This window comes from Bradyrhizobium archetypum (assembly GCF_013114835.1).
Lineage (GTDB): Bacteria > Pseudomonadota > Alphaproteobacteria > Rhizobiales > Xanthobacteraceae > Bradyrhizobium > Bradyrhizobium archetypum.
In genome coordinates this window covers 542,145-565,639 of record NZ_JAAVLW010000001.1, presented here as the reverse complement: position 1 = coordinate 565,639, position 23,495 = coordinate 542,145, and the positions used below count along the sequence as shown (strand labels likewise).

The 23,495-nt window shown below is 63.4% G+C and carries 21 protein-coding genes; 12 read left to right on the top strand and 9 right to left on the bottom strand.

Annotated elements, in window-relative coordinates; genetic code table 11:
* Window positions 1-37 precede the first annotated feature (37 nt).
* The 7 genes from HCN50_RS02525 to HCN50_RS02495 all read left to right on the top strand — a co-directional run bounded on the left by HCN50_RS02525 (window position 38) and on the right by HCN50_RS02495 (window position 6,770).
* Window positions 38-886, top strand: a complete 849-nt coding sequence (locus HCN50_RS02525; RefSeq protein WP_171708024.1) for an ABC transporter ATP-binding protein — start codon at window positions 38-40, stop codon at window positions 884-886.
* 180 nt (window positions 887-1,066) lie between these two features.
* Window positions 1,067-2,461, top strand: a complete 1,395-nt coding sequence (locus HCN50_RS02520; RefSeq protein ID WP_171708023.1) for a hypothetical protein — start codon at window positions 1,067-1,069, stop codon at window positions 2,459-2,461.
* On the top strand, window positions 2,458-3,609 hold the full coding sequence (locus HCN50_RS02515; RefSeq protein WP_171708022.1) for a Gfo/Idh/MocA family protein: 1,152 nt from the start codon (window positions 2,458-2,460) through the stop codon (window positions 3,607-3,609). Before HCN50_RS02520 ends, HCN50_RS02515 begins: the two co-directional genes overlap by 4 nt.
* Window positions 3,610-3,621: 12 nt before the next feature.
* Complete coding sequence (locus HCN50_RS02510; protein ID WP_171708021.1) at window positions 3,622-4,815, top strand: dihydrodipicolinate synthase family protein; 1,194 nt, start codon at window positions 3,622-3,624, stop codon at window positions 4,813-4,815.
* Complete coding sequence (locus HCN50_RS02505) at window positions 4,815-5,678, top strand: sugar phosphate isomerase/epimerase family protein (protein ID WP_171708020.1); 864 nt, start codon at window positions 4,815-4,817, stop codon at window positions 5,676-5,678. Before HCN50_RS02510 ends, HCN50_RS02505 begins: the two co-directional genes overlap by 1 nt.
* Before the next feature lie 235 nt (window positions 5,679-5,913).
* Window positions 5,914-6,204 carry a hypothetical protein gene (locus HCN50_RS02500; protein ID WP_171708019.1) on the top strand — a complete coding sequence of 97 codons (291 nt, stop codon included), beginning with the start codon at window positions 5,914-5,916 and terminating at the stop codon, window positions 6,202-6,204.
* A 194-nt stretch (window positions 6,205-6,398) separates the two neighbouring features.
* Window positions 6,399-6,770 carry a hypothetical protein gene (locus HCN50_RS02495; RefSeq protein WP_171708018.1) on the top strand — a complete coding sequence of 124 codons (372 nt, stop codon included), beginning with the start codon at window positions 6,399-6,401 and terminating at the stop codon, window positions 6,768-6,770.
* A gap of 253 nt (window positions 6,771-7,023) precedes the next feature.
* Here the strand turns inward: HCN50_RS02495 and HCN50_RS02490 are convergent, their stop codons facing one another.
* Window positions 7,024-7,383 (bottom strand): c-type cytochrome, encoded by a 360-nt coding sequence (locus HCN50_RS02490; protein ID WP_311966979.1) that lies wholly within the window; start codon window positions 7,381-7,383, stop codon window positions 7,024-7,026.
* A 139-nt stretch (window positions 7,384-7,522) separates the two neighbouring features.
* Window positions 7,523-8,449 carry a Spy/CpxP family protein refolding chaperone gene (locus HCN50_RS34415; RefSeq protein ID WP_311966962.1) on the bottom strand — a complete coding sequence of 309 codons (927 nt, stop codon included), beginning with the start codon at window positions 8,447-8,449 and terminating at the stop codon, window positions 7,523-7,525.
* Between the two features lie 78 nt (window positions 8,450-8,527).
* Between HCN50_RS34415 and HCN50_RS33355 the strand changes: the two genes are divergently transcribed.
* A complete protein-coding gene (locus tag HCN50_RS33355; protein ID WP_235976703.1) occupies window positions 8,528-9,052 on the top strand; it encodes a hypothetical protein in 525 nt (174 codons plus the stop codon).
* Between the two features lie 453 nt (window positions 9,053-9,505).
* Here the strand turns inward: HCN50_RS33355 and HCN50_RS02480 are convergent, their stop codons facing one another.
* Window positions 9,506-10,726: a cytochrome P450 gene (locus HCN50_RS02480; RefSeq protein ID WP_171708016.1), complete on the bottom strand. Its 1,221-nt coding sequence runs from the start codon at window positions 10,724-10,726 to the stop codon at window positions 9,506-9,508.
* A 302-nt stretch (window positions 10,727-11,028) separates the two neighbouring features.
* Here HCN50_RS02480 and HCN50_RS02475 point away from each other — a divergent pair, with 302 nt between their 5' ends.
* The 4 genes from HCN50_RS02475 to cnbZ all read left to right on the top strand — a co-directional run bounded on the left by HCN50_RS02475 (window position 11,029) and on the right by cnbZ (window position 16,991).
* Window positions 11,029-11,730 carry a TetR/AcrR family transcriptional regulator gene (locus HCN50_RS02475; RefSeq protein WP_171708015.1) on the top strand — a complete coding sequence of 234 codons (702 nt, stop codon included), beginning with the start codon at window positions 11,029-11,031 and terminating at the stop codon, window positions 11,728-11,730.
* Window position 11,731: 1 nt separating this feature from the next.
* A complete protein-coding gene (locus HCN50_RS02470) occupies window positions 11,732-12,925 on the top strand; it encodes an efflux RND transporter periplasmic adaptor subunit (RefSeq protein ID WP_171708014.1) in 1,194 nt (397 codons plus the stop codon).
* Window positions 12,926-13,027: 102 nt separating this feature from the next.
* Window positions 13,028-16,123 carry a MexW/MexI family multidrug efflux RND transporter permease subunit gene (locus tag HCN50_RS02465; protein ID WP_171708013.1) on the top strand — a complete coding sequence of 1,032 codons (3,096 nt, stop codon included), beginning with the start codon at window positions 13,028-13,030 and terminating at the stop codon, window positions 16,121-16,123.
* Window positions 16,124-16,247: 124 nt separating this feature from the next.
* Entirely contained in the window at window positions 16,248-16,991 is a 744-nt protein-coding gene (cnbZ, locus tag HCN50_RS02460) for a 2-amino-5-chloromuconate deaminase CnbZ (RefSeq protein WP_171708012.1), read from the top strand.
* 182 nt (window positions 16,992-17,173) lie between these two features.
* Here the strand turns inward: cnbZ and HCN50_RS02455 are convergent, their stop codons facing one another.
* The 6 genes from HCN50_RS02455 to HCN50_RS02430 form a co-directional block, all read right to left on the bottom strand.
* Window positions 17,174-18,061, bottom strand: a complete 888-nt coding sequence (locus tag HCN50_RS02455) for an ABC transporter permease (protein WP_171708011.1) — start codon at window positions 18,059-18,061, stop codon at window positions 17,174-17,176.
* A 4-nt stretch (window positions 18,062-18,065) separates the two neighbouring features.
* Complete coding sequence (locus HCN50_RS02450) at window positions 18,066-19,007, bottom strand: ABC transporter permease (RefSeq protein ID WP_171708010.1); 942 nt, start codon at window positions 19,005-19,007, stop codon at window positions 18,066-18,068.
* Window positions 19,008-19,142: 135 nt separating this feature from the next.
* Complete coding sequence (locus HCN50_RS02445) at window positions 19,143-20,654, bottom strand: ABC transporter substrate-binding protein (protein WP_171708009.1); 1,512 nt, start codon at window positions 20,652-20,654, stop codon at window positions 19,143-19,145.
* A gap of 18 nt (window positions 20,655-20,672) precedes the next feature.
* The gene (locus HCN50_RS02440; protein ID WP_171708008.1) at window positions 20,673-21,788 is read right to left on the bottom strand and encodes an ABC transporter ATP-binding protein; all 1,116 of its coding nucleotides are present in this window, start codon (window positions 21,786-21,788) and stop codon (window positions 20,673-20,675) included.
* A complete protein-coding gene (locus HCN50_RS02435; RefSeq protein WP_171708007.1) occupies window positions 21,785-22,774 on the bottom strand; it encodes an ABC transporter ATP-binding protein in 990 nt (329 codons plus the stop codon). The genes HCN50_RS02440 and HCN50_RS02435 overlap by 4 nt, the downstream gene beginning before the upstream one ends.
* Entirely contained in the window at window positions 22,771-23,481 is a 711-nt protein-coding gene (locus tag HCN50_RS02430) for a DUF1028 domain-containing protein (RefSeq protein ID WP_171708006.1), read from the bottom strand. The genes HCN50_RS02435 and HCN50_RS02430 overlap by 4 nt, the downstream gene beginning before the upstream one ends.
* Window positions 23,482-23,495: the final 14 nt, after the last annotated feature.

The following is a 23,495-nucleotide window of genomic DNA, read 5'->3' as shown; positions in this document are numbered from 1 at the left end:
CCGTGATGACGGGCATCTCGACAACGGAATGAGCTGAATGAATCCTGCGACCAAACAAGCCGAGTTCGACCAACCGGCGGCGCATCTGCGCCTGGTCTCCGATCGCGCCGGCGGCGCGGCGTCGGGGATCACGCTCTCGGGCGTCTCGAAGACCTATCGCTCGCGCGATGGCGACGTGCCGTCGCTGCGGCCGCTGGATTTTCACATCAACGAGGGCGAATTCTTCGTCGTGGTCGGCCCGTCCGGCTGCGGCAAGTCCACGCTGCTCAAGATGATCTCCGGGTTGCTTGCGCCGTCGACCGGGGAAATCCTGGTCGAGGGCGAGCCGGTGACGAAGCCGCACGGCAATGTCGGCATCGTGTTCCAGAACGCGCTGCTGCTGCCCTGGCGCAACATCCTTTCCAACGTGATGTTGCCGATCGACATGAAGAAGCTGCCGCGCGACGAATACCTGCCGCGGGCGAAGGCTCTGTTGAAGCTGGTCGGCCTCGAAGGTTTTGAGAAGAAGCTGCCCTGGCAATTGTCCGGCGGCATGCAGCAGCGCGCCTCGATCTGCCGGGCGCTGGTGCACGACCCCAAGATCATGCTGATGGACGAGCCGTTCGGCGCCCTCGATGCCATGACGCGGGAGAAGATGAACGTCGAACTGATGCGGATCCAGCGCGAGACCGGCAAGACCGTGCTCTTGATCACGCATTCGATTCCGGAAGCCGTATTCCTGGCCGATCGCGTGCTGGTCATGACCGAGCGGCCCGGCGCGATCGCGGCGATCTACGACGTGCCGCTGCCGCGCCCGCGCTCGCTGGACGCGATGGCCGATCCGGCCTTCACCGAACTGGTGCAGCGCATCCGCAAGCATTTTTTCACACAAAGTGCGCTGGATTGAAAGATGTTTGCTCGTGCCGCGCACTCGCCGATCACCTGGCCCCGCCTGCGGGGAGAGGTCGAAATTTGCGCGAAGCGCGAATTTCGGGTGAGGGGGCTATCCGCGGGTCCGGCTGCGTGGAGAGAGCCCCTCACCCCGACCCTCTCCCCGCAAGAGCGGGGCGAGGGGGAATAGGCACCGATGCGCTTGGCCATACGAGACATCTCCTTTTTTGAACGCCCGGTCGTCTTTGCCCGGCCATTCCGGTTCGGCGCGGTCGTCATTAACGCGACGCCGCAGGCCTTCGTGCGCGTCGAGATCGAGGTTGAAGGCAAGGGCAGCGCGGTTGGCGCCAGTGCCGAGTTTCTGGTGCCAAAATGGTTCGACAAGCGGCCGCATCTCTCGCCGGAAGAGACCGTAACCGAATTGCGGCGCTCGCTGATGATCGCGCGGGACATCTATCTGGCGCATACCGCCTTTGAGACAGCCTTCGGCCTGCACGCCGCCTGCATCGGTGCACAGACCGAAGCCTGCGCCAGAGAAGATATTCCGCCGCTCGCCGCAGCGTATGGCCCGGCTGAAATCGATAAGGCCGTACTGGACGCGCTCCTGCGCGCCACCGGCGCCAACTTCTTCGATGGCATGGCGGCCAATATCGCCGGCGTCGATGCGCGGCTTTCGCGGGATCTCGGCGACAATGATGTGACGCAGTTTCTCGCTAGCCGCACGCGGCTGGAGCGCGTCGCGATCCGGCACACGGTCGGCATGGACGACAAGATCGAAGGCGAGGGCGGCGCTGCCGATGGCAAGGAAAATGCCGGCGCGCGCTACTTCAAGCTCAAGCTCAACGGTGATCCTGCACACGACGCGGATCGTCTGATCCGAATTGGACGCGAGCTTGCTTCGCTACCCCATGATTACCGCGTCACGCTGGACGCCAACGAGCAATATGCTGACCTTGCCGCCCTGGGTACGTTGGTCGAGCGCCTCGATCGCGATTCGGCGCTGCGGCCGATCGCGCAAAAGCTCCTCTATATCGAGCAGCCGATGCCGCGTGACATCACGCGTCAATCGCCGCTCGGCGCGCTGGCGCGGCGCGACTTCATCGTCGATGAGGCCGACGATTCCTATGACGCCTTTCCGGTGGCGCGGGCGCTGGGCTATCGCGGCATCTCCTCGAAATCCTGCAAGGGTATCTACAAGTCGCTAATCAACGCGACCCGCGCGGCCAAATGGAGCGCGGCCGGAGAACAGTGCTTCATTACCGGTGAGGACCTGACCTGCCAGGCGGGCCTTGCCGTGCAGCAGGATCTCGCGCTCGGCGCACTGATCGGCGTCACCCATGCCGAGCGCAACGGCCACCACTATGTCGATGGCTTTGGCGACACGCCGGCCGCTGAAGCGGAGGCGTTCCTGTCTGCGCACCCCGATCTCTACATGCGCGATGGCGGAAAAATCCGGCTCGCGATCCATGACGGCGATCTCCTGACGGGATCGCTGACGACACCGGGCTTCGCCACGGCCGCGCATCCGGATTGGTCCGCGATGTCGCCGCTCGATCAGCCCGCAGCAATTCCCCTGGAGAAAGCAGTATGACGACCAAACGCCTCGGCCTGATCATGAACGGCGTGACCGGCCGGATGGGACTCAACCAGCATTTGATCCGCTCCATCATCGCGATCCGCGACCAGGGCGGCGTGCTGCTGTCGAATGGCGACCGCATGCTGCCTGACCCGATCCTGATCGGCCGCGATGCGGAGAAGGTGGAGCGGCTCGCCAAGCGCTTCAATGTGGAGCGATGGTCGACCGACCTCGACAAGGCATTGGCTGCGAAGGACGATACGATTTTCTTCGACGCAGCCACCACGCAGGCGCGCCCCACCTTGCTGACCAAGGCGATCGAGGCCGGCAAGCACGTCTATTGCGAGAAGCCGATCGCGACCAAGCTCGAAGAAGCGATCACGGTGCTGAAGCTCGCCAAGAAAAAAGGTGTCAAGCACGGCACGGTGCAGGACAAGCTGTTCCTGCCGGGGTTGAAGAAGCTCGCCTTCCTGCGCGACTCCGGCTTCTTCGGCCGCATGCTCTCGGTGCGCGGCGAGTTCGGCTATTGGGTGTTCGACGGCGGCTGGCAGGAGGCACAACGGCCGTCGTGGAATTATCGCAGCGAGGACGGCGGCGGCATCATCCTCGACATGGTCTGCCACTGGCGCTATGTGCTCGACAATCTCTTCGGCGAGGTCGAGAGCATCTCCTGCCTCGGCACGACCGATATTCCCGAGCGATTCGACGAGAAGGGCAAGAAGTACACCGCGACCGCCGATGATTCCGCCTATGCCACGTTCCGCCTCAAGGGCGGCGTGATCGCGCATATCAACATGAGCTGGGTGACGCGGGTCTATCGCGACGATCTCGTCACCTTCCAGGTCGACGGCACGCACGGTTCGGCCGTCGCCGGCCTGACCGATTGCGTGATCCAGGCTCGCCAGGCGACGCCGCGGCCGGTGTGGAATCCGGACGAAAAGCGCACCCATGATTTCTACGCCGACTGGCAGAAGGTTCCTGACAACGTCGTCTATGATAACGGCTTCAAGGAGCAGTGGGAAATGTTCATCCGCCATGTCTGCGAGGACGCACCCTACAAGTTCACGCTGCTCGAGGGCGCCAAGGGCGTGCAGCTTGCCGAATGCGCGCTGCAGAGCTGGCGCGAGCGGCGCTGGATCGACGTCGCCCCGATCGAGGTGTGAGGAGGCCCAATCATGAACAAGCCCGTCCTGCAGATGTCGTCACTATCCTTGAAATTGCCGACGGCGGACCGTTCGATCGAGACCTATCGCCTCGCGGCGTCGCGGACGTTTCCGGCGAAACTCGAAGGCACGCTGAACCGCGTCGCCTTCTCGGCCGCCCATGTGGTGGCGGATCCGCTGGCCGATAATGATCCCTGGCTTAGCGCCGCGATCGACTGGGACCGCACCATTGCGTTCCGCGAGCATATCTGGGGCCTCGGCCTCGGGGTCGCGGAAGCGATGGACACCGCGCAGCGCGGCATGGGGCTGGACTGGCCAACCTCGCTGGAACTGATCCAGCGCTCGGTGAAGGCAGCGAAGGCGAGGGGCAGCGCGCTGATGTTTTCCGGCGCCGGCACTGATCATCTCGCCGTCGAGGATGCAAAGTCGATCGACGATGTCATCCGCGCCTACGAGGAGCAGATCGCGGCGGTCGAGAAAGCCGGCGGCCGGATCATCCTGATGGCCTCGCGCGCGCTGGCAAGACTCGGCCGCAGCGCTGACGACTATGCGAAGGTCTATAATCGCGTGCTGTCGCAGGTGCGCGAACCCGTGATCATCCACTGGCTCGGCGACATGTTCGATCCGGCGCTGGCGGGCTATTGGGGCACGGCCGATCTCGACGAGGCGATGGATACGGCGGTCGCGATCATCAACGCCAACGCGGCCAAGGTCGATGGCGTCAAGGTCTCACTGCTTGACAAGCAGCGCGAGATCGACATGCGCCGTCGCCTCGACACGAGTGTCAAGATGTATACCGGCGACGATTTCAATTATGCCGAACTGATTGCGGGCGACGAACAGGGCTTTTCGCACGCGCTGCTCGGGATTTTCGATGCCATCGCGCCGGCAGCGTCCTACGCGCTGTCGCGGCTCGCGGCCGGCGACGAGGCCGGCTTCCACGACGTGCTGGGGCCGACGGTGCCGCTGTCGCGCCACATCTTCCGCGCGCCGACGCGGTTCTACAAGACCGGCATCGTGTTCATGGCCTATCTCAACGGCCATCAGGATCATTTCACCATGGTCGGCGGCCAGGAGAGCACGCGCTCGACGCTGCATCTGGCAGAACTGTTCCGGCTTGCCGACAAATGCGGGCTGCTCTCCAATCCCGAATTGGCGACACGGCGCATGAAGAATGTGCTGGCAACGCGTGGCATCGAGCCCTGATGCGCGATTTTTCTTCCGATCATCGCTGGCTGTCGCTGAATACGGCAACCGTCCGCAAGCAGGGCGATCTCGTCGCCATCATCGAAGCCTGCGCGCGACACGGCATCCGCGCCATCGATCCCTGGCGCGATCAGGTCGCGACCGTCGGCCTCGACCGCGCGGTCCGCGCCGTCCGCGACGCCGGGCTTGAACTGTCCGGCTACTGCCGCGGCGGCATGTTCACGGCAGACGCGGCGCATCGCATCGAGGCGCGCGACGACAATCGCCGCGCCGTCGATGAGGCGAAGGCGCTCGGCGCCCCGTGCATCGTGCTGGTCGTGGGCGGCCTGCCGCAATATTCGCGGCCCGGAAGCGCAGCCTCGAAGGACATCGTGGCGGCACGCGCACAGGTTCACGACGCCATCGCGGAGATGCTGGAATATGCGAGCGCGGCCGACATGCCGCTTGCGATCGAGCCGCTGCATCCAGCCTATGCGGCGGATCGAGCCTGCGTGAACACGACCAAGCAGGCGCTGGATATTTGCGACCAGCTCGATCCGCAGCGCAGCGGCGCACTCGGTGTCGCGCTCGACGTCTATCACATCTGGTGGGATCCGGAATTGATGTCGCAGATCGCGCGCGCCGGAAAAGATCGCCTGCTCGCGTTTCACGTCTGCGACTGGCTGGTGCCGACAAAAGACATCCTCAACGACCGCGGCATGATGGGCGACGGCGTCATCGACATCAAATCGGCGCGAGCGGCGGTCGAGGCACAGGGCTTCGCCGGCTATTCGGAGATTGAAATCTTCTCCAACGACTGGTGGGCAAAGCCGATGGACGAGGTTTTGCGGACCTGTATCGCGCGGCATCGCACGGCGATCTGACAGCCGTCGAGCGAAGTCGCTTACCCGCTGTCTCAATGGCGGACGGTGTTGTCTCAAATGTGAACCGAAACAGCTTCTAGTTGTGATAGTGTCGCGCGAACCGACGGCGCGCGGTTCCAGATGTAACCTTTTGCGCGGCTATTTAGATTAACAAAGGGTTACCGTTGCGCCCGTGAGAACTCCGGCGCTAGCTACGCCGCATGGAGAAAGTTCTCCGCGAGCGATGAGCGACACCATGAAAACCCTTTTAGCAATTGCGACGCTGGCCCTGCTGTCGACAACGGCGCAAGCCTGGCAGGTCGTGGAACGCTGCACCTACAGCAAGTTCTACGGCAGGGTGTGCACGACATCCTATCTGGACGATCCGGTGCGCAACGCGCAGCAGGAGCAGGAAGACGAACGGGCAAGGCGCGCCAGCATCGAAAAGTGGGAAGCGTTCTGCAAGCCGCGGCGCACCTATGACGAGGAGGGCGTCGTCCGCCTAGTCTATGCCCGCAAGGGCTGCGAATTCGGCCGCAGCGAGTAACCGCTAGTTTCCGCTCCTTGCAGTCGGTAAGGAGCGGTCCCGCCCCTTCAGGGCCGATGACGCCTGGCGGCCAACGACAGACCATTAAATCTTTATCGACCAAATTGCGCCCCGGTTAGTCACACAGCTTTACGACGCCTCAATGCTTGTCGGTCATTGCTGACACACAGCATTCATTTCAAGAGGCAGGGTCAATGCGCGTCTTCATCGCAATCTCGATTGTCTTCGCTTCGGTATCGTCCGCTTCCGCGCAATTTGCGATGGATCACGGCCACGCCGCGGACGCCGCCCGCGCTGCGAAGGCTGCAGCCGAGGCCAAGGCCGCGGCCATTGCCTCGGGCGCGCCGCCGCTTCCCAGCCAACAAACCAATTTCTACGTCGGCGGCGGCGGCGTTGTGAAGATTGCGCCTCGCACCGCCGAAGACCTGAAGGCCGACGAAGCCGCTCAAGTTGCCTGGAGGGAACGTTGCCGGCCGACCGTGGTCGAAGATCGTGAGGGCCTGCGACGCGTGAAATATGCCGAACGGGATTGCGATCTGTCCCGCTTCAACACCGCCGGGAACTAGATCTCCCGCTGGCTGGTACGAGACAGCCGCCCGGTTCCGCCTGGGCCCTACCGAACCGAAATGGTAGACCTTCCCCAACATCTGTTGGGGCGGCATGACTTTTACATCCTACGTTACTTACGCACGAGCAGGTCAGGCGCGAACTGCGTAAGTTGATCGAGCAACCGCCGAGCGATTTCGACAGCCGGATCTATTGGCGCGCACAGTGCAGTAGCCGGACGTCTGTTTTTCGAAAACGTCCGGGCTTGCCGGGTTATCTTGGTTGAGCAAGGAAGGCGATGATCTTTTTTCTGTCCTCGCTCGAGGAGAGGCCGCCATACGGCTTCATGTTGTTGCCGGGCACGACCTCGTCGGGGTTGGCAATGAAGCGATCGAGCTTCTCCTCGTCCCAGACGAAGCCGGCTTCCTTCATGGCGCTGGAAAATGCGTAGTCCGGCAGCGATCCGGCTTTCCGCCCAACGACCTTGTGCAGGTTGGGGCCCAGCCGATTGTCGCCTTCTCTCACCATGTGGCACGTTCGGCAGGAATTATTGAACGCCTGTTGCCCCGAGACGTCCTGCGCGCCCTGCGACGCCTGAGGCAGCGCGGACGGCGATGAAAGCACGCACGCCATTCCGCTCAATGCGCTTATCAGGAGCATCCGGTTACGGTGCAGCATGCATGCGTCTCGCCGGCCGGACGATGGCCGGGCGAATAGCGCGACAAAGTACCATTGCCTCATTCGATCCTCATCAGAAAGGATTGGGTCTAGGTCACTGGCCAGCCACCTGCGGCAGCGTATTGAAGCGCGCCTTCTGTTCGCTGCTCAGCGTGGCATAGAAGGCGTCCAATGCCTCCTGCACCCAATCGGCTGCCTCGAGCATGACCCTGAGCCGCTTTTCCATCGCGTCCAGCCGCCCGATCGGCGTAAGCGGCACGTCGTCCGGGCAAGCAGCCTGTAGTCCTGCAACCGCCTTCTTGGTCACGTCGCTCAAGTGGTCGAGCGCCTCTTTTTGCCCACCCGCCGGCCGTACAACAGCCTCGATCCGTTCGATCGGCAGTTGGGTCAGGCTGGACTTCGGATCGCCGCAGCGCTCGGCTTGTGCATTTACTTCCTGCTGTGGCGGCTGTTGCGAGCGGTCGCCGACGTTCGGACCGAGCGCGTTGAAGCGCGCCTTCTGCTCGTCGTTCAGCGAATTATAGAACTGCTCAAGTGCCGGCCGTACGATCGTCACAGCCTCGAGAGTTGCGCGAATGCGATTCGTCATTGCCCGCAAGCGGCCGGGCGGCGTCATCGGATATGAATCGGCACAGGAGTCCTTGAAGACATCGGCCGCCTTTGCCGCGGCGGCCTTCAGCTCATCGAGCAGGGCGCGCTGCTCGGGCGTCGGCTGCACGGCGCGCGCGATCGACGCAATCGGCCACGCGGTCACACCCTCATCCGGCTCTCGGCACACTTGCCGGAGCGTCTGCTGGCTCACGCTTGCGCGCCTGCCGGCCCGGAGATCGGCAGCGGCCACTCCAGGTTCTGGATACCTGGCATAAGCCGAATACGGGCTGTCGGTGCCCCAAAATACCGTGTCGACGAAATCGTCGTAGGCGTAGGCCCAATAGCCGGGGTCGTAGGCATAAGGCCAGAAAGTGTAGTGGAAGATGTCGGAATAGGCGTAGGGCCAGAACACCGGGCCAAGCCAGGCCACGAACGCGGCCCGGTGGCCATGCCGCCAGGCGTGGCGCGGAGCCCAGCGGTTCTCCCGGGCGGTAAGCGCCGCGCGGGCTTGCAGGGCATCATCGCTGCGGAAGTGCGCGGAAAACCGTCCGCGGGCCGCGGCCTGCACGGCGGCGGCAGCGGCGGATCGGTCAGCCGAGGGCTGCGGTCCCAGCCGCTGCAGGCGGGTGAGATCACGTTCGTGGATGCGCTGCTCGCGCTGGAGCAGGCGGCTCTGCGTCTGCAGCAACCTTTGCTGCGCGCGCTGCGCCCGGAGACCTTCCGGCTTTTGCGCCTGCAATTGCTGCACGCGCTGCTGCAATCTATCGATGCGGCCCTGCCGCTCCGTGTTCTGGCGCGCCAGCATATCGCGCTGGCGCTGCTGCACGACCTGCTGCCGCTCCTGGATGCGCTGCTCACGCTGCTGAGCACGCGTTTCGATCTGTTCCTTTCGCGACGCTCGCTCGCTCGCAACGGGAGATGGGCCCGGCCGCGATGGCGCGGCGATGCGCGGCTCCGGATGCCTCGTGATGGCCGGTCGCTGCGGTGGCGCGGCGCGATGAATCTCGGGTCGCGGCGTCGCAACGCGCGGTGAGGGTGGTCGCGACGGTACGGCGATACGCGGCGGCGGCGCGTGCGGAGCCATTGCCGGACGGTGCGGAGCTGCATGGAACGACGGCGCTTGTCGCGCCATGGCCGAAGGCGCCGCTGGTCGCGCCATGGCAGGAGGCGCTGCTGGACGGGCCATTGCTGGTGGCGCCGCCGGGCGGGCCATTGCGGGAGGAGATGCCGCTGGCCGGGCAACTGGCGCAGCCGCCCCAGCCGGACCATGGCCCCGTCCATGCTGGGCGGAGGATCCGGTGCTCACCGCGATTGCGGAGACGCCAACAAAAAATGCTGCGATGCGCGCGCTACGCGAGAGCATGATCTCAACTCCCTCATGCTTCGTCGCCCGGAAGGATCAACGCGCAAGCGCAGAAATCGTTCGTGGCAGGCTATGACCTGTACTGCGATTTTGCGACGCAGGGCGGTATAGTTCGTTCGCAGCCTAGCTGACCCTGCAAGGCACGCTCAGATAGCCACGGAAGCGCACGCGGCCGCCGCGGACAGGCTCGCCATCGAGCGCGTAATCCGGAAAGCGCGCGAGGAAGCGCGAGATCGCGATCGCGCCCTCGAGGCGCGCCAGCGCCATGCCGGCGCATTGATGTGCGCCAGTGCCGAAGGCCAGATGCCGATTCGGCGTGCGACCGATATCGAAACGTTCGGGATCGGCGAACTGCGCGGGATCGCGGTTCGCGGCGCCGATGCATAGCGTGACCGGTGTCCCCGGCGGCATTGCGATGCCGCCGAGTTCGAACGGTTCGACGATCATGCGGTTGCCGAGCTGGTTGGAGCTTTCGAACCGCAGCACTTCCTCGACCGCGGTCTTGATCAGCGCGGGATCTTCGATCAAGCGCTGTTTCTCGCCTGCGTGGTTCAACAAGGCCACCAGCCCGTTGCCGATCAGGTTGGTGGTGGTCTCGTGGCCGGCATTGAGCAGGAATATGCAGTTGTGCAGGAGTTCCTTTTCGGTCAATCGCTCGCCATTCTCTTCGCCCTGAATCAGCCGTGTCAGTACGTCGCGGTCGGGGTTGCCGGGTCTGGCCCGGCGCCGTGCCACCAGCACTTCCAGATAGGCGAGGAAATCCTTTACCGCCTTGTTGCCGCGGGCAAACGTGTCCGGGCCGATCACGGGCTCCAGCGCCCCGAGGATGGCCAGCGACCAGTCGCGTAGCGGCTCGCGCTCGTCCTGGGGGACGTCGAGCAGATTGCCGATCACTTCAATCGGGATGGCGGCAGCAAAATCGTCGATCAGGTCGACCTTGCCCTTGGCTGCCATGACGTCGAGCAGGCGGTCGACCAGCCGGATCAGATCAGGCTCCATGCCGGCGATTGCGCGCGGCGAGAGCGCGCCCATGATCAGCCGCCGGACACGGGTGTGGGCGGGTGGATCGTTGAAGACAAGACTCGTGGTGTGGTGCTCGTAGAGCAGGGAATCGCCGTATTTGGGCGAGAACTCCCTTTTCTTGTCCGAAGAGAAGGCCTTCGTGTTTTTGTAGGCCGCCACCAGGTCGTCATAGCGGGTCAGGAAATACGAACCGTTCGGCAGTCGCTTGACTGGTTCGCGTTCGCGTAGCGCGCGATAGGTCGGATAGGGGTTGGCATAGAATTCCGGCGTCAGCTTTTCGAGGTCGAATGTGGCCGCCAGTTCGCGCGCATCCAAATTCATGGCTCGCCATCTCTTGGGGACGGGCAGGTAGCGACCATCGAATTAGTCGCAACTGCAACTATCTTAGATGCGGCTCCAAGGCCGTCAAGCTGCAGCGCACTTTCCGGCTCGACGTTCCACGGGCGCGCCAAGGTTGCGAGTAATCGGGCATGAACCGAAAGCGTGAGGACGGGATCCGATAGGAAGTGCTGCACAAACAAGGCGATGAAGCTGTGTCCTCGACGCCATCCTGCGACAGAATTCGCCAAGTGCACTGCAATAGATCCTTGACTTCGTCAAGGTGAGTGATTACTCACGCGCCCATGTCTACCCTGCGCATGACCAGTGACCTGCGGCGGCAATTGATCTTGAGCGCCGCCAAGCGGTGTTTTGCCCGTAACGGCTTTGCCGGCACCACGACCAAGAGCGTGGCGGCGGCCGCAGCCATTTCGGAGGGGCTGCTGTTCAAGCACTTCCCCTCCAAGGCCGCGCTCTATGCCGAGATCCTTGCTGAAGAGTGCGAGGCCGATCCGGATTTTGCGCACCTGCTCGGCCAGGAGCCTTCAACTGCCACACTGGTTGAATTGGTCAAGAGCATGGTTGGCCACTTCATGGAGGTGTCCAACGGGTCGGATCAGGAAGAAGCGCAGCGGCTGCGGCTGATGATGACCAGCCATCTCGATGACGGCGAGTTCGCGCGTCTGCTCTACGACAAGATCGCCGGCCTGATCGGGCAGGTTTTCACTGCGTCGATCGAAAGCGCTGTCGCGGCCGGCGATGCGACGCGGATCGGCAGCGATCCGCTCAACCTGTTCTGGTTCGCGCACCACACCGTGCTGATGGCGGCGCTGACGCGGCTTCCGGCCGTGCCTTGTCTTTCCTACGGCAACGCCGCCGATCTCGAGCGGCAGTTATGTCAATTCATCCTGCGCGGGATCGGACTTACCGAAGCCGCAATTGCTTCTCATCTGGACGGCGAGCTGTCACCGACTTCGGGACAATCGGTAACTGCAGAAAGTGCATGACATGAATATCGTGACCGAACACAAAATATCGGGCAGGCCGATAACCGAAAAGCCGCACAAGCGGCCGGTCCGCATGGTGCGGTGGTTCATCATCGTTGGAACGCTGCTGGCCTTGCTGGTTGGCGGTCTGGTCTGGTTCAACTACTTCCGCGGCAAGATGATCGCGCAGTTCTTCGCGACCATGAAGCCGCCGCCGACCAGCGTCAACATCGCCACGGCGACGTCCGAAACGATTCCAAATCTGCTGACCGCAGTCGGCGACCTCGCCGCCGTGCACCAGGTCAACGTGACCTCCGACGTCAACGGCCGCATCACGGATATCATGTTCAAGGCGGGCGCCAGCGTCAAAGAGGGCACCCCGCTGGTCCAGTTGTTCGACGGTCCCGAGCAAGGAGATCTCGCCAACTACAAGGCGCAGCAGCGTGTGGCGCAGATATCGCTGGATCGCGCCAAGCAACTGGCCGAGCGTCAGGTCGGACCACAGGCGACGGTGGACAACGCCCAAGCTGTGTTCGATCAGGCCAGCGCCGGCATTGCCAAGACCGAGGCGATCATCTCGCAGAAGCTGGTGCGCGCGCCGTTCGATGGCGAACTGGGCGTTCGAAAGGTCGAGGTCGGACAATATTTGACCGCAGGCACCCAGATCGTCTCGCTGACCGATCTGTCAATGCTGTATGCGAACTTCACCGTGACGGAGAAGGACTCCGGCCAGCTCAAGGTCGGCCAGATTGTCCGGATCGCGGTCGACGCTTATCCGGGCCGCACCTTCGAGGGCAAGATCACCACCATCGAGCCGCAGATCGCGGCGGACACGCGCAACATTCGCGTGCAGGCGACGATCCAGAACCCGGACAAGATCCTCAAGCCCGGCATGTTCGTGACCACCACCGTCGTGCTGCCAGATAAGCCGCCGGTCGTCACCGTGCCCGAAACCGCGGTCGACTACACGCTCTACGGAGACTCGGTCTACCTCCTGAGCGAGAAGAAGGAAGAGGACGGCAAGACCAGCCTGATCGCGACGCGCACCTTTGTGCAGACTGGCAAGCGCGTTGAGGGCCGCGCCGAGATCCTGAAAGGCTTGAAGGAAGGAGACCGCGTCGTTGCGGTGGGACAGCTCAAGCTGCAGTCCGGATCGGCCGTGACGATTTCGAATGATCCGGTGCCACCGATTCCGGCAAAGCCGCCGCGATACTGATACATGATGCGGCTCCCCTGAGGAGCCGCTGCGAAAGATGGGTAGCGGTCTTATGGCTCGACCGCGCCCCGGAAATGCTGAACTCAGCGGGATGATTTTACGATGGCTTTAACCGATATTTTCATCAGGCGTCCGGTTCTTTCGGTCGTCGTCAGCCTGCTGATCCTCCTGATCGGTCTACGCGCGGCCAGCGTATTGCCGATCCGGCAATATCCGAAGCTCTCGAACACGGTGGTCAACATCACCACCTCATATCCGGGCGCGTCGGCTAACCTGATTCAAGGCTTCATCACGACGCCGATCGAGCAGGCGGTCGCTTCCGCCGAGGGCGTCGACTACATCACGTCTTCGTCGGTGCAGGGCACCAGCACGATTCAGGTCTACATCAAGCTGAATTTCGATCCGAACCAGGCGCTGACCGAAGTTCTCGCCAAGGTGAACTCGGTCCGATATTTGATTCCGAAGGAATCGAACGATCCGATCGTGACGAAGACCACCGGCCAGACCACGGCCGTGATGTATCTCGGTTTCTCCAGCGATGAGCTCTCCGGCTCGGCGATCTCGGATTACCTGACGCGCGTGGTGCAGCCGGTGCTGTCGACGGTCGACGGTGTGGCGTCGGCCGACATCCTCGGTGGCCAGACATTTGCGATGCGGCTGTGGCTCGATCCGGTGCGGATGGCGGGCCGCGGCGTGTCGCCGACCGATGTCTCGCAGGCCATCGCGGCCAACAACTTCCAGGCCGCGGCCGGTCAGTCCAAGGGCTACTTCATCGTCTCGAACGTCCAGACCAACACGGACCTGCGGAACCTCGAGCAGTTCAAGAAGATGATCGTCAAGTCCAAGGACGGCGGCTTCGTGCGGATCGAGGATATCGCAACCGTTGAGCTTGCGGCGCAAAGCTCGGACGCAAGCGTTGCGTTCAGCGGCGAGCGCGCGATCTTCATCGGCGTACAGGCGACCCCGCAAGGCAACCCGCTGACGCTGGTCAAGGGCGTGCGCGCGTTGATGCCGGAGATTGAACGTAATCTGCCGCCGTCGATGAAGATGAAGGTGGCGTACGATTCCACCAAGTTCATTCAGTCGTCGATCGACGAGGTGAAGAACACGCTGATCGAGGCGGTGCTGATCGTCGTCGTCGTGATCTTCCTGTTCCTGGCTTCGTTCCGTTCCGTCATCATCCCGGTGGTTACGATTCCGCTGTCGCTGATCGGCGTCTGCAGCCTGATGCTGATCATGGGCTTCAGCTTTAACCTGCTGACACTGCTGGCGATGGTGTTGGCGATCGGGCTCGTGGTCGACGACGCCATCGTGGTGGTGGAGAACATCCACCGCCATCTGGAGGAAGGAAAAACGCCGGTGCAGGCGTCGCTGCAGGGCGCGCGGGAAATCGTCGGTCCGGTCATCTCGATGACGATCACGCTTGCTGCCGTGTATGCTCCGATCGGCTTCCTCGGCGGCCTGACCGGTTCGCTGTTCCGCGAATTTGCCTTCACGCTGGCGGGCTCGGTGATCGTGTCGGGCGTGATTGCGTTGACGCTGTCGCCGATGATGTGCTCGGTGCTGCTCAGGAGCGCGGACGACGGGCGGTTCGCCAGGCTGGTCAACAGGGTATTCGGCTCGATGACCCGCTGGTACGGCCGCCAGCTCGACCGCTCGCTCGACTATCGTCCGATCACCGGATTGTTCGCGTTGACGATCCTGGGCCTCGTCGGCTTCCTCTACATGAACACGTCGAAGGAACTCGCGCCCGAAGAGGACCAGGGCATCGTGTTCTCGGTGACCAAAGCGCCAAAATACGCCAACATCGACTATGTCGACTTCTACGGCGACAAGCTCGACAAGGCCTTTGCCAAGTTTCCGGAGACCGACCTGCGTTTCGTCCTGAACGGCATCAATGGGCCGCAGGGCGGCATCGCCGGCATGCTGCTCAAGCCCTGGGACGAGCGCGAGCGATCCTCGATCAAGCTGAAGCCGCTGGTGCAGGCGGAGATCAGCAAGATCGAAGGCGTCCAGGCGTTCGCATTCAACCTGCCGCCGCTCCCGGGCGGGCCGGGTGGCCTGCCGATCCAGATGGTGATCAATTCGACCGCCGGCTTCCAGGCCGTCTATGACCAGATGGCGAAGCTGAAGGATGCCGCGCGCAAGAGCGGCCTGTTCATCGTCTCCGACAGCGACCTCGAATTCAATCAGCCGGTGGTTCGCGTCTCGATCGACCGCTCCAAGGCGAGCGACCTCGGCATCAACATGGCGCAAGTCGGCAGCACGCTGCAGACGCTGTTGGGCGGCAATTACGTCAACCGCTTCAACCTGGAGGGTCGCTCATACCAGGTGATCCCACAGGTGCCGCGTGACAAGCGGCTGTCACCGGAATCGCTCGGCGGCTACTACGTGCCGACCAACACCGGGCAGTTGGTGCCGCTGTCGACCATCGTTTCGATCGAAACCGCCACCGACCCGAACTCGCTGACGCATTACAACCAGCTCAACTCCGCGACCTTCTCGGCGGTGCCGATGCCGGGTGTGACGGTCGGGCAGGCGGTGGAATTCCTGGAGGGCGAAGCGAAGAAGCTGCCGTCCGGCTTTGGTCACGATTACCTGGCCGACTCCCGGCAATATGTTCAGGAAGGCAATCAGCTCGCGATCACCTTTGGTTTCGCGCTGATCATCATCTTCCTGGTGCTGGCGGCACAGTTCGAAAGCCTGCGCGATCCGCTGGTGATCATGATCAGCGTTCCCATGGCGATCGTCGGTGCGCTGATTCCGCTGTTCTTTGGCGCGGCGACCATCAATATCTACACCCAGGTCGGGTTGCTGACGCTGGTCGGCCTGATCACCAAGCACGGCATTCTGATGGTCGAGTTTGCCAACGAACTGCAGCTCAAGGAGGGTCTCGACAAGCGTTCGGCCATCGAGATGGCGGCCCGCATCCGGCTGCGTCCGATTCTGATGACGACGGCGGCGATGGTCACCGGCCTGATCCCGCTATTGACGGCAACCGGCGCGGGCGCCGCCAGCCGCTTCTCGATCGGTCTCGTCGTGGTCGCAGGCATGTCGATCGGCACGCTGTTCACGCTGTTCGTGCTGCCGGCGGTCTATGTCTGGCTCGCCACGGACCACCAGGCCAAAGCCGACTCGCAGCGAACGAAGGAGATCGCCGATTTCGATCTCGGCAACAAGGCATTGAAGCCGACCTGATCTTCACCAGCCTGGAAAAATCGAAAGCGGCGGCAACGGATTCGTTGCCGCCGCTTTTCGTTTCGGCGTGAGGCGACGCCGCCGGCTCTTCATGCTAGGAAGCAGAGAAAAGCAGGGAGGCCACATGACGAACAATTTTTCCGCCGGCAACTACCGCTTCATTCCGGCCGTGTTCCAGTATTCCGGCGGCGTGGCCGCCAATCCCGGCTACGAAATCGAGCGCGTGCGCTTCGACAGGCCGCTGCCGCTGGCCGAAGGATTTGCGCGGGTCGCTAAATTTATTCAGTCAGCGGGCCGGCCGTTGACCTCGTTCTGCGCCTGCGAACTGCGATCGCCGGCGGCGTTCACCGACGATGGTTTTCGCAATTTCAACCTGCGCTACGTCGAGACGCTGGCGGAGTGGGGCGTCTATGACGGCACGACCAATCCGGTGGCGCGCAGCAATGTCTGCCCGGAGATCGACCCGCCGGCCGAGCCGTCGTTCTACGCTTTTTCGTTCACGCGGCCGAGCCAGAGCACGGCGGCGAGCTTTGTCATCGCCGGCAGCGGCGAGTCGCAGGAAGGCAACGCGAGCTATGCGGAGCGCACGGTGCGCTACCGCGATGTCAGCTCCGAGGGCATTGCGGACAAGGTCCGCTACGTCGCCGACGTGATAGAGCGGCGCATGGGAGAGTTCGGGTTCGGCTGGAAAGACGCGACCGCGGTGCAGACCTACACCATCCACGATTTCCACCACGTCTTTGCCGACGCATTGGTTCGCCGCGGCGCCGCACGTTCGGGTTTGACCTGGCATTTTGCCCGGCCGCCGGTGATTGATCTGGAATATGAGATGGATTGCCGAAGGGTGCTGCGGGAATTGGTGATTTAGCTTTCGGATTTCGAGCGATAACGCTGCGCTCCCTCGCCCCGCTCTTGCGGGGAGAGGGGTAGGGTGAGGGGCTTTCTCCGCGAGCACTGCAGCTAACTGATGGACCTGTACCCCCTCACCCGGATCGCGAAGAGCGATCCGACCTCTCCCCGCAAGCGGGGAGAGGTTGAAGAAAGCGGCGCCTATCTCTCCCTCGGATCGAGCGCGTCGCGCAAACCATCGCCCACCAGGTTGAACGACAGCACCACGAGAAAGATCGCCAGTCCCGGCCAGATCGCCATCCATGGCGCGTTGGTCAGGAATCGCTGCGCGGCATTGAGCATGCTGCCCCAAGACGGCGCGGGCGGCTGCTGGCCAAGGCCGAGGAAGGACAGCGCGGCTTCCGCGATGATTGCAGCCGCGATCGACAGCGTCGCCTGCACCAGCAGCGCCGGCATGATATTCGGCAGGATGTGAAACAGCGCGATGCGCCAGCGCGGATTGCCCATGGCGCGCGCGGCCTCGACATAATCCTCGACCTTGACGCTCATTACCTGCCCGCGGGTCAGCCGCACGAAGATCGGCGTCGCCGATATGCCGATCGCGATCATGGCGTTGCCGAGGCTGGGGCCTAAGAATGCGGCGAGCGCAATCGCGAGGATCAGGAACGGGCAGGCCAGCATCGCGTCGGTGATGCGGCTGATCAGCGCGTCGATGAAGCCGCCGCGATAGCCCGAGAGGAGGCCGAGCGGCACGCCGATCGACAGCGCGATCCCGACCGAGATCGCACCGGCCAAGAGCGAGGCGCGTGCGCCGTAGATCACACGGGCAAGGATGTCGCGGCCGAGCTCGTCGGTCCCGAACCAGTGCAGGGCGGAGGGCGGCTTGCGCACCAGCGACCAGCTTGTCGCGATCGGCTCATAGGGCGAGATCAGCGGCGCAAGCAGCGCGAGCAACACGAAGGTTGCGATTACGACGAGGCCGGCCACCGCGCCCTTACGTTTGAACAACCGACGCAGCGCGCGCCGCGCCGGGCTCTCCAGTTCGTCGGAGGCGGCAATCGGCACCGCACTGAGCGTCGTGTCGGCCATGGCTTTAGGCCCTCAGCCGCGGATTGACGAGGACATAGGCGACATCGGCAATCAGATTGAGCGTGATGTAAATCGTCGCCGTCGTCAGCACGACGCCTTGCACGACCGCATAGTCCCGGTTGAACACCGCATCCACGATCAGCTTGCCGAAACCGGGAATCGAGAAAATCTGCTCGGTCAGCACCGCGCCCGACAAGAGCGTACCCAGTTCGAGTGCGCCAAGCGTGATCACCGGCGTCAGCGCATTGCGCATGGCGTGCTTGAGAATGACCGAGCGCTCGAGAAGACCCTTGGCGCGGGCGGTGCGGACGTAATCGCTTTCCAACACCTGCAGCATGGCGCTACGAGTATGGCGCATCAGGATCGCGGCAATCGCGTTGCCCAGCACGAAAGCCGGCATGATGGTGGAGGCGATGCTGGCGCGGAAATTCTCGGTTGGCGGCACATAACCCGAGGCCGGCAGCCAGCCGAGCTGGATCGAGAACAGGAAGATCAGCATGATGCCGAGCCAGAAATTCGGCGTCGAGATCCCCCACAGCGCGAAGAAATTGGCGCCATAGTCCCAGGCCGTGCCTTTTTTCACTGCCGAGACGATACCGGCCGGAATGCCGATCAGGAAGGCGATCACGATCGCCATTGACGCCAATTGCATCGTCACCGGCAACTTCTGCGCGATCAGCTCACGCACCGGCACCTTGTTGCGCAAGGACTCGCCGAAATCTCCGGACAGCACGCCCTTGACCCAGTAGACATATTGCACCGGCACCGGCTGATCGAGCCGGTACTGCTGCCGGATCTGTGCGATGACGTCGGGGTCACGCTCCTCACCCGCCATCACCAGCGCCGGATCGCCCGGCAGCAATTGCTGCAGCGAGAAGATAAGGATCGAGACGAAGAACAGCGTCGGGATGAGCTGGACGATACGGCGCGCGAGGAAATTCAGCATGGCGTTATCCGTGTCCCAGGCGCGGCGCGCCGCTGCAGAACTGGGACCCACGCAAGAAAGGCGGTAGGTCCCGGCTCAGCGTTGCACCGCTTCGCGCTGCAACGCGTCCGGGACACGAGACGACGCGAATCATGGTCACTTCAGCTTCAGCCCGACCACGCGCACCAAGCCGTCCGGCATCTGCTTGTAGCCTTCAAGTTTGGTCGTGTGCGCGATCAGGATGCGGCGGTGGTAGATGTAGAGCAGCGGCTTTTCCTCCAGCACGATCTTCGCCAGCTTCTCATAGATCGCCTTGCGCTGCGCTTGGTCGGTGACGAGGCGGCCTTCATCAAGCAGCTTGTCGGCCTCCTTGTTGGACCAGCCGCTGTAGTTCTGCGGCGCGTCGCTCTTCTGGAAGACGTAGGAGTTGCCGTCTGGATCGATCCGGCCGCTCCAGGCCAACAGATAGGCCTGATATTCGCCAGCCTCCGCCTGTTTCAGCGAGGTCGCAAACTCCGTGACCCTGAGCTTCATGTCGAAGCCGACTTCTGCCGCCATCGACTGGATCACCTGCGCTGCCGCTTCGGTTTCCGCGCCCTTCGAGACCATGAAGTCGACGCTGATAGGCGTCGTGACGCCTGCTTCCTTCAACAGTGCCTTGGCCTTGGCCACGTCGCGTTTCGGCACCGGAAACGCCTTTTGATAATAGGGATGGTCAGGGTTGACCCACTGATTGCCGGGCTTGAACTCGCCGTTTGACACCACTTGGCTGATCGCCTCGCGGTCGAGCGAGAGGTCGAGCGCCTGGCGCACCTTGGCGGACTGGCTGAGCGGCCCCTTGGCCTTGTCCTTGCCGATGTTCAGCGTCACGCCCTGATAGCCGAGCTCGATCGCGCTGGACAGTTTCAGCTTCGTGTCCGCCTGCACCTCCTTGAGATCGGTCGCAAGCACCCGCTCGATCAGGTCAAGGCCGCCGGATTTCAGATTGGCGAGGCGGACGGTCGCGTCCACCAGCGGCAGATAGACGATGCGGTCGATGTGGATATTGTCCTTGTTCCAGTAATCGGCGAATTTCTCGAACACCATGCGGTCCTGCTGCACGCGTTCGACGAACTTGTAGGGACCGGCGCAAACCGGACGCAGTCCAAACTTGTCGCCGGCTTCCCTGGCCGCCTTGGGCGACACCATCATGCCGGCGCGATCGGTGAGCTGCGCCACCAGTGGCGAGTAGGGCGCCTTCAGCACCAGCTTGATGGTGAGGGGATCGACGACGTCGATATGGTCGACCGCCGCCAGCTCCGGTTTTCGGAACGAGCCCGGGAATGTCAGGTGGCGCTCCAGCGAGAACTTGGCAGCTTCCGCATCGAAGACCTCGCCGTCGTGAAACTTGACGCCGGACCGGAGCTTGATGGTGACTTCCTTGCCGTCGGCCGAGGTCTCGTGGCTCAGGGCGAGCTGCGGCACGATGTTGAGCTTTTCATCGATGTCGAACAGCTTGTCGCAGAACGATGCGAACACGATGCGTCCGACATAGGTGCGCGCCATCGTGGGGTCGAGGATATCAGGGTCCTCGGCGAGCCCGATCCGCAGCGTAGTCTGGGCCTGAACGACCGCCGGAAGCGACAGCAGCAGCGCCGCTGCGGTGACTGCCAAACGAAAGATTTTCATTGCTGCCATCCTCTCGATTTACGATCGCACCGCCGGTGGCCGTGTGTCTGACATATCAACCCCGGCGCGGCCTGCAGCTTCCGTGCCATCGCTGAAGGCGGCGACCAATTGTTCCAGCACCGGCGAGAAGCCGCCATCGGCGGGAACGATGGCCCCGGGCGCCGGCAGTTCAGCTATGCGGTGGCATGCCGTCGCGTGCCGTCTACCGTCGGCGAGCAGCAAGGGAATCTCCGTGCGGCAGCGCGCGATGACATAGGGGCAGCGGGTGTGAAATCGGCAGCCGGAAGGCGGATTGAGCGCGCTCGGCATCTCGCCCTCCAGCACGATGCGGCTGCGTTTGGCTTCGGGCTTGGGCACTGGAATCGCCGACAACAATGCTCGGCTATAGGGATGCCGGGGCTCTGCAAATAGCGCCTCGGCGTCCCCGATCTCGACGATGCCGCCGAGATTCATCACGGCGACCCGGTCAGCGATGTGCTTCACCACTGCAAGATCATGCGAGACGAAGATGTAGGCGAGGCCGAGCCGGTTCTGCAGGTCATGTAGCAAATTGAGAATTTGCGAGCGGATCGAAACGTCAAGCGCTGAAACCGGCTCGTCGCAGATGATCAGCTTCGGCTCCACGGCGAGCGCCCGCGCGATCGCGATGCGCTGGCGCTGGCCACCGGAAAATTCATGCGGATAGCGGCGGGCGAAGCGCGGCTCCAGCCCGACCAGCCGCAACAGCTCCTCGACCCGCTCGCGGCGACGCGCCGCCGGCACCAGATCGTGCAGCGCCAGCGGCTCGGTCAGAATCTGGCTCACCGTCATGCGCGGGTTGAGCGACGCATAGGGATCCTGAAAAATGATCTGCGCTTCGCGGCGGAAGGCGCGCAATCGATTTGCACCGAGCGTGCCGAGATCGCGGCCCTCGAAACGAACGATACCCGCGTCCGGCTCGATCAGCCGCAGCACCAGCCGGCTCACGGTGGACTTGCCGCAACCGGATTCGCCGACCAGCGCCAGCGTCTTGCCGGCTTCGACGGTGAAGCTGACACCATCGACCGCCTTCACATAGGCCGTCGGCCGGCCGAACACCGAACGCGCGGCGACGAAATGCTTTACCAGCCCTTCGACTTCGAGCAGCGCGGTCATGATACGAGCTTTTCCAGTGGCGCGCGGATGCAGCGCGAGGCATGGCCCGGGCTCACCGTGGCGAGCGGCGGCGGCGCGGCGATGCAGGCCTCGATCATGAACGGGCAGCGCGCGGCAAAGCGGCAGCCGGCGGGCGGGTTCGCCATGTTCGGCACCATGCCCTCGATCGTTGCCAGATGTGCCGTGCGGCGGCCGAGCCGCGGGATCGAGCCGAGCAGGCCGACGGTGTAGGGATGCTGCGGGCTGGCAAAGAGTTCATCGACCGGCGCCCGCTCGACGATCTCGCCGGCGTACATCACCGCGACCTCGTCGCAGACCTCGGCGACCACGCCGAGGTCGTGGGTGATTAGGATGATCGCGGCGCCGCTCGCGGCCTTCAGCTCGCGCATCAGATCGAGGATCTGCGCCTGCAGCGTGACGTCGAGTGCAGTGGTCGGCTCGTCCGCGATCAGGAGGCGCGGATCGCAGGCCAGCGCCATCGCGATCATCACGCGCTGGCGCATGCCGCCGGAAAGCTTGTGCGGATATTCGTCGATCCGCTTGTCAGGAGAGGGGATGTGGACGCGGCGCAGCAGCTCGATCGCACGCTCGCGCGCCTGCCGCCGCGTTCCGCCGCGATGGCGCAGGATGGTCTCGATGATCTGATCGCCGATCGTGAAGCTCGGATTGAGCGAAGTCATCGGCTCCTGAAAGATCATCGCGAGCCGGTTGCCGCGCAGATCACGCAGCGTATCATCGGGGACATCGAGCAGATCGAAACCATCGAAGCGGATCGAGCCGGAAACTTCCGCGGAACGCTTCGACAGCAGTCCCATGATCGCGAGCGAGGTCACGCTCTTGCCGCAGCCGGACTCTCCGACGAGGCCGAGCGTCGCGCCATTGGCGACGCTGAGATCGACGCTGTCCACCGCATGCGTCGTGCGGCCGGCATGGCCGTGAAACAGCACCCGCAGACCTTCGATTTCGATCAGCGGGCTCGCGGTCATGTTTTGTCCGTCGTGGCCGATTGAACGCTGGCGTCGATAACCGCGCGGTCGGTGATCCCGGCCGGGTTTTTCCGCGTCGGCAGAAAGCGACGAAAATGCACCCAGCGCTCGCGGCTCACCTGTTCGAGACGTTCGAGTTCGGCGAGCGGGTCGGTGTGGTCGTCGACGCGCAAGTCGAGATCGGACCATTCCTCCTCGCCATGGATCAATAGCGCCGCCGATTGCTTGCCGCGCTTGTCGCCGCCTGCGGCTTCGCCGGCCTTTATCGCCGCGATCAGACGCTGTGCAAAGGGCAGGCCGGCGTTGGCGGCATAGGCTTTCGCTGTATCATCGAGCACGGCGGCGCCGGCCAGCATGTTGCCAGCAAGCGAAAAGCCATCGCCCTCGATATGCCCGCACCACTCGATGCATTCGCGCCCGGTATGCGCGGCGATGCGGCCTTTGGTGTCCATGACATGAAGCTGACGGGCCTGGCGCCCAGCGTCAGTGGAGAGCAGAGTGTCCACCACCTCGCGCGGGCTGCGCCCTTCGCGCAGCAGCTTTACGCCGTCGATGCCGTAATAGGGATTGACCAGCGCCTGCGTCGCGATGCCGCCGATTCCCGGCGCGATATGCGGCACCCGCGCGCCGACGGCGAAAAATCTGGTCGCAACCGCAATGCCGATCTGGCCGGTTGAGGGATCGCGGGCGATGATCGACCAGGTCATCTCGTCTCTTCTCT

What these genes read in the sequence shown, in the direction of transcription:
- HCN50_RS02445 (WP_171708009.1), bottom strand. Translation starts at nt 20,654, where the DNA reads ATGAAAATCTTTCGTTTGGCAGTCACCGCAGCGGCGCTGCTGCTGTCG.
- HCN50_RS02430 (WP_171708006.1), bottom strand. Translation starts at nt 23,481, where the DNA reads ATGACCTGGTCGATCATCGCCCGCGATCCCTCAACCGGCCAGATCGGC.
- HCN50_RS02525 (WP_171708024.1), top strand. Translation starts at nt 38, where the DNA reads ATGAATCCTGCGACCAAACAAGCCGAGTTCGACCAACCGGCGGCGCAT.
- HCN50_RS02440 (WP_171708008.1), bottom strand. Translation starts at nt 21,788, where the DNA reads ATGACCGCGCTGCTCGAAGTCGAAGGGCTGGTAAAGCATTTCGTCGCC.
- HCN50_RS02465 (WP_171708013.1), top strand. Translation starts at nt 13,028, where the DNA reads ATGGCTTTAACCGATATTTTCATCAGGCGTCCGGTTCTTTCGGTCGTC.
- HCN50_RS02495 (WP_171708018.1), top strand. Translation starts at nt 6,399, where the DNA reads ATGCGCGTCTTCATCGCAATCTCGATTGTCTTCGCTTCGGTATCGTCC.
- HCN50_RS02490 (WP_311966979.1), bottom strand. Translation starts at nt 7,383, where the DNA reads ATGGCGTGCGTGCTTTCATCGCCGTCCGCGCTGCCTCAGGCGTCGCAG.
- HCN50_RS02435 (WP_171708007.1), bottom strand. Translation starts at nt 22,774, where the DNA reads ATGACCGCGAGCCCGCTGATCGAAATCGAAGGTCTGCGGGTGCTGTTT.
- HCN50_RS02500 (WP_171708019.1), top strand. Translation starts at nt 5,914, where the DNA reads ATGAAAACCCTTTTAGCAATTGCGACGCTGGCCCTGCTGTCGACAACG.
- HCN50_RS02480 (WP_171708016.1), bottom strand. Translation starts at nt 10,726, where the DNA reads ATGAATTTGGATGCGCGCGAACTGGCGGCCACATTCGACCTCGAAAAG.
- cnbZ (WP_171708012.1), top strand. Translation starts at nt 16,248, where the DNA reads ATGACGAACAATTTTTCCGCCGGCAACTACCGCTTCATTCCGGCCGTG.
- HCN50_RS02450 (WP_171708010.1), bottom strand. Translation starts at nt 19,007, where the DNA reads ATGCTGAATTTCCTCGCGCGCCGTATCGTCCAGCTCATCCCGACGCTG.
- HCN50_RS02510 (WP_171708021.1), top strand. Translation starts at nt 3,622, where the DNA reads ATGAACAAGCCCGTCCTGCAGATGTCGTCACTATCCTTGAAATTGCCG.
- HCN50_RS02520 (WP_171708023.1), top strand. Translation starts at nt 1,067, where the DNA reads ATGCGCTTGGCCATACGAGACATCTCCTTTTTTGAACGCCCGGTCGTC.
- HCN50_RS02515 (WP_171708022.1), top strand. Translation starts at nt 2,458, where the DNA reads ATGACGACCAAACGCCTCGGCCTGATCATGAACGGCGTGACCGGCCGG.
- HCN50_RS02455 (WP_171708011.1), bottom strand. Translation starts at nt 18,061, where the DNA reads ATGGCCGACACGACGCTCAGTGCGGTGCCGATTGCCGCCTCCGACGAA.
- HCN50_RS02475 (WP_171708015.1), top strand. Translation starts at nt 11,029, where the DNA reads ATGTCTACCCTGCGCATGACCAGTGACCTGCGGCGGCAATTGATCTTG.
- HCN50_RS02505 (WP_171708020.1), top strand. Translation starts at nt 4,815, where the DNA reads ATGCGCGATTTTTCTTCCGATCATCGCTGGCTGTCGCTGAATACGGCA.
- HCN50_RS02470 (WP_171708014.1), top strand. Translation starts at nt 11,732, where the DNA reads ATGAATATCGTGACCGAACACAAAATATCGGGCAGGCCGATAACCGAA.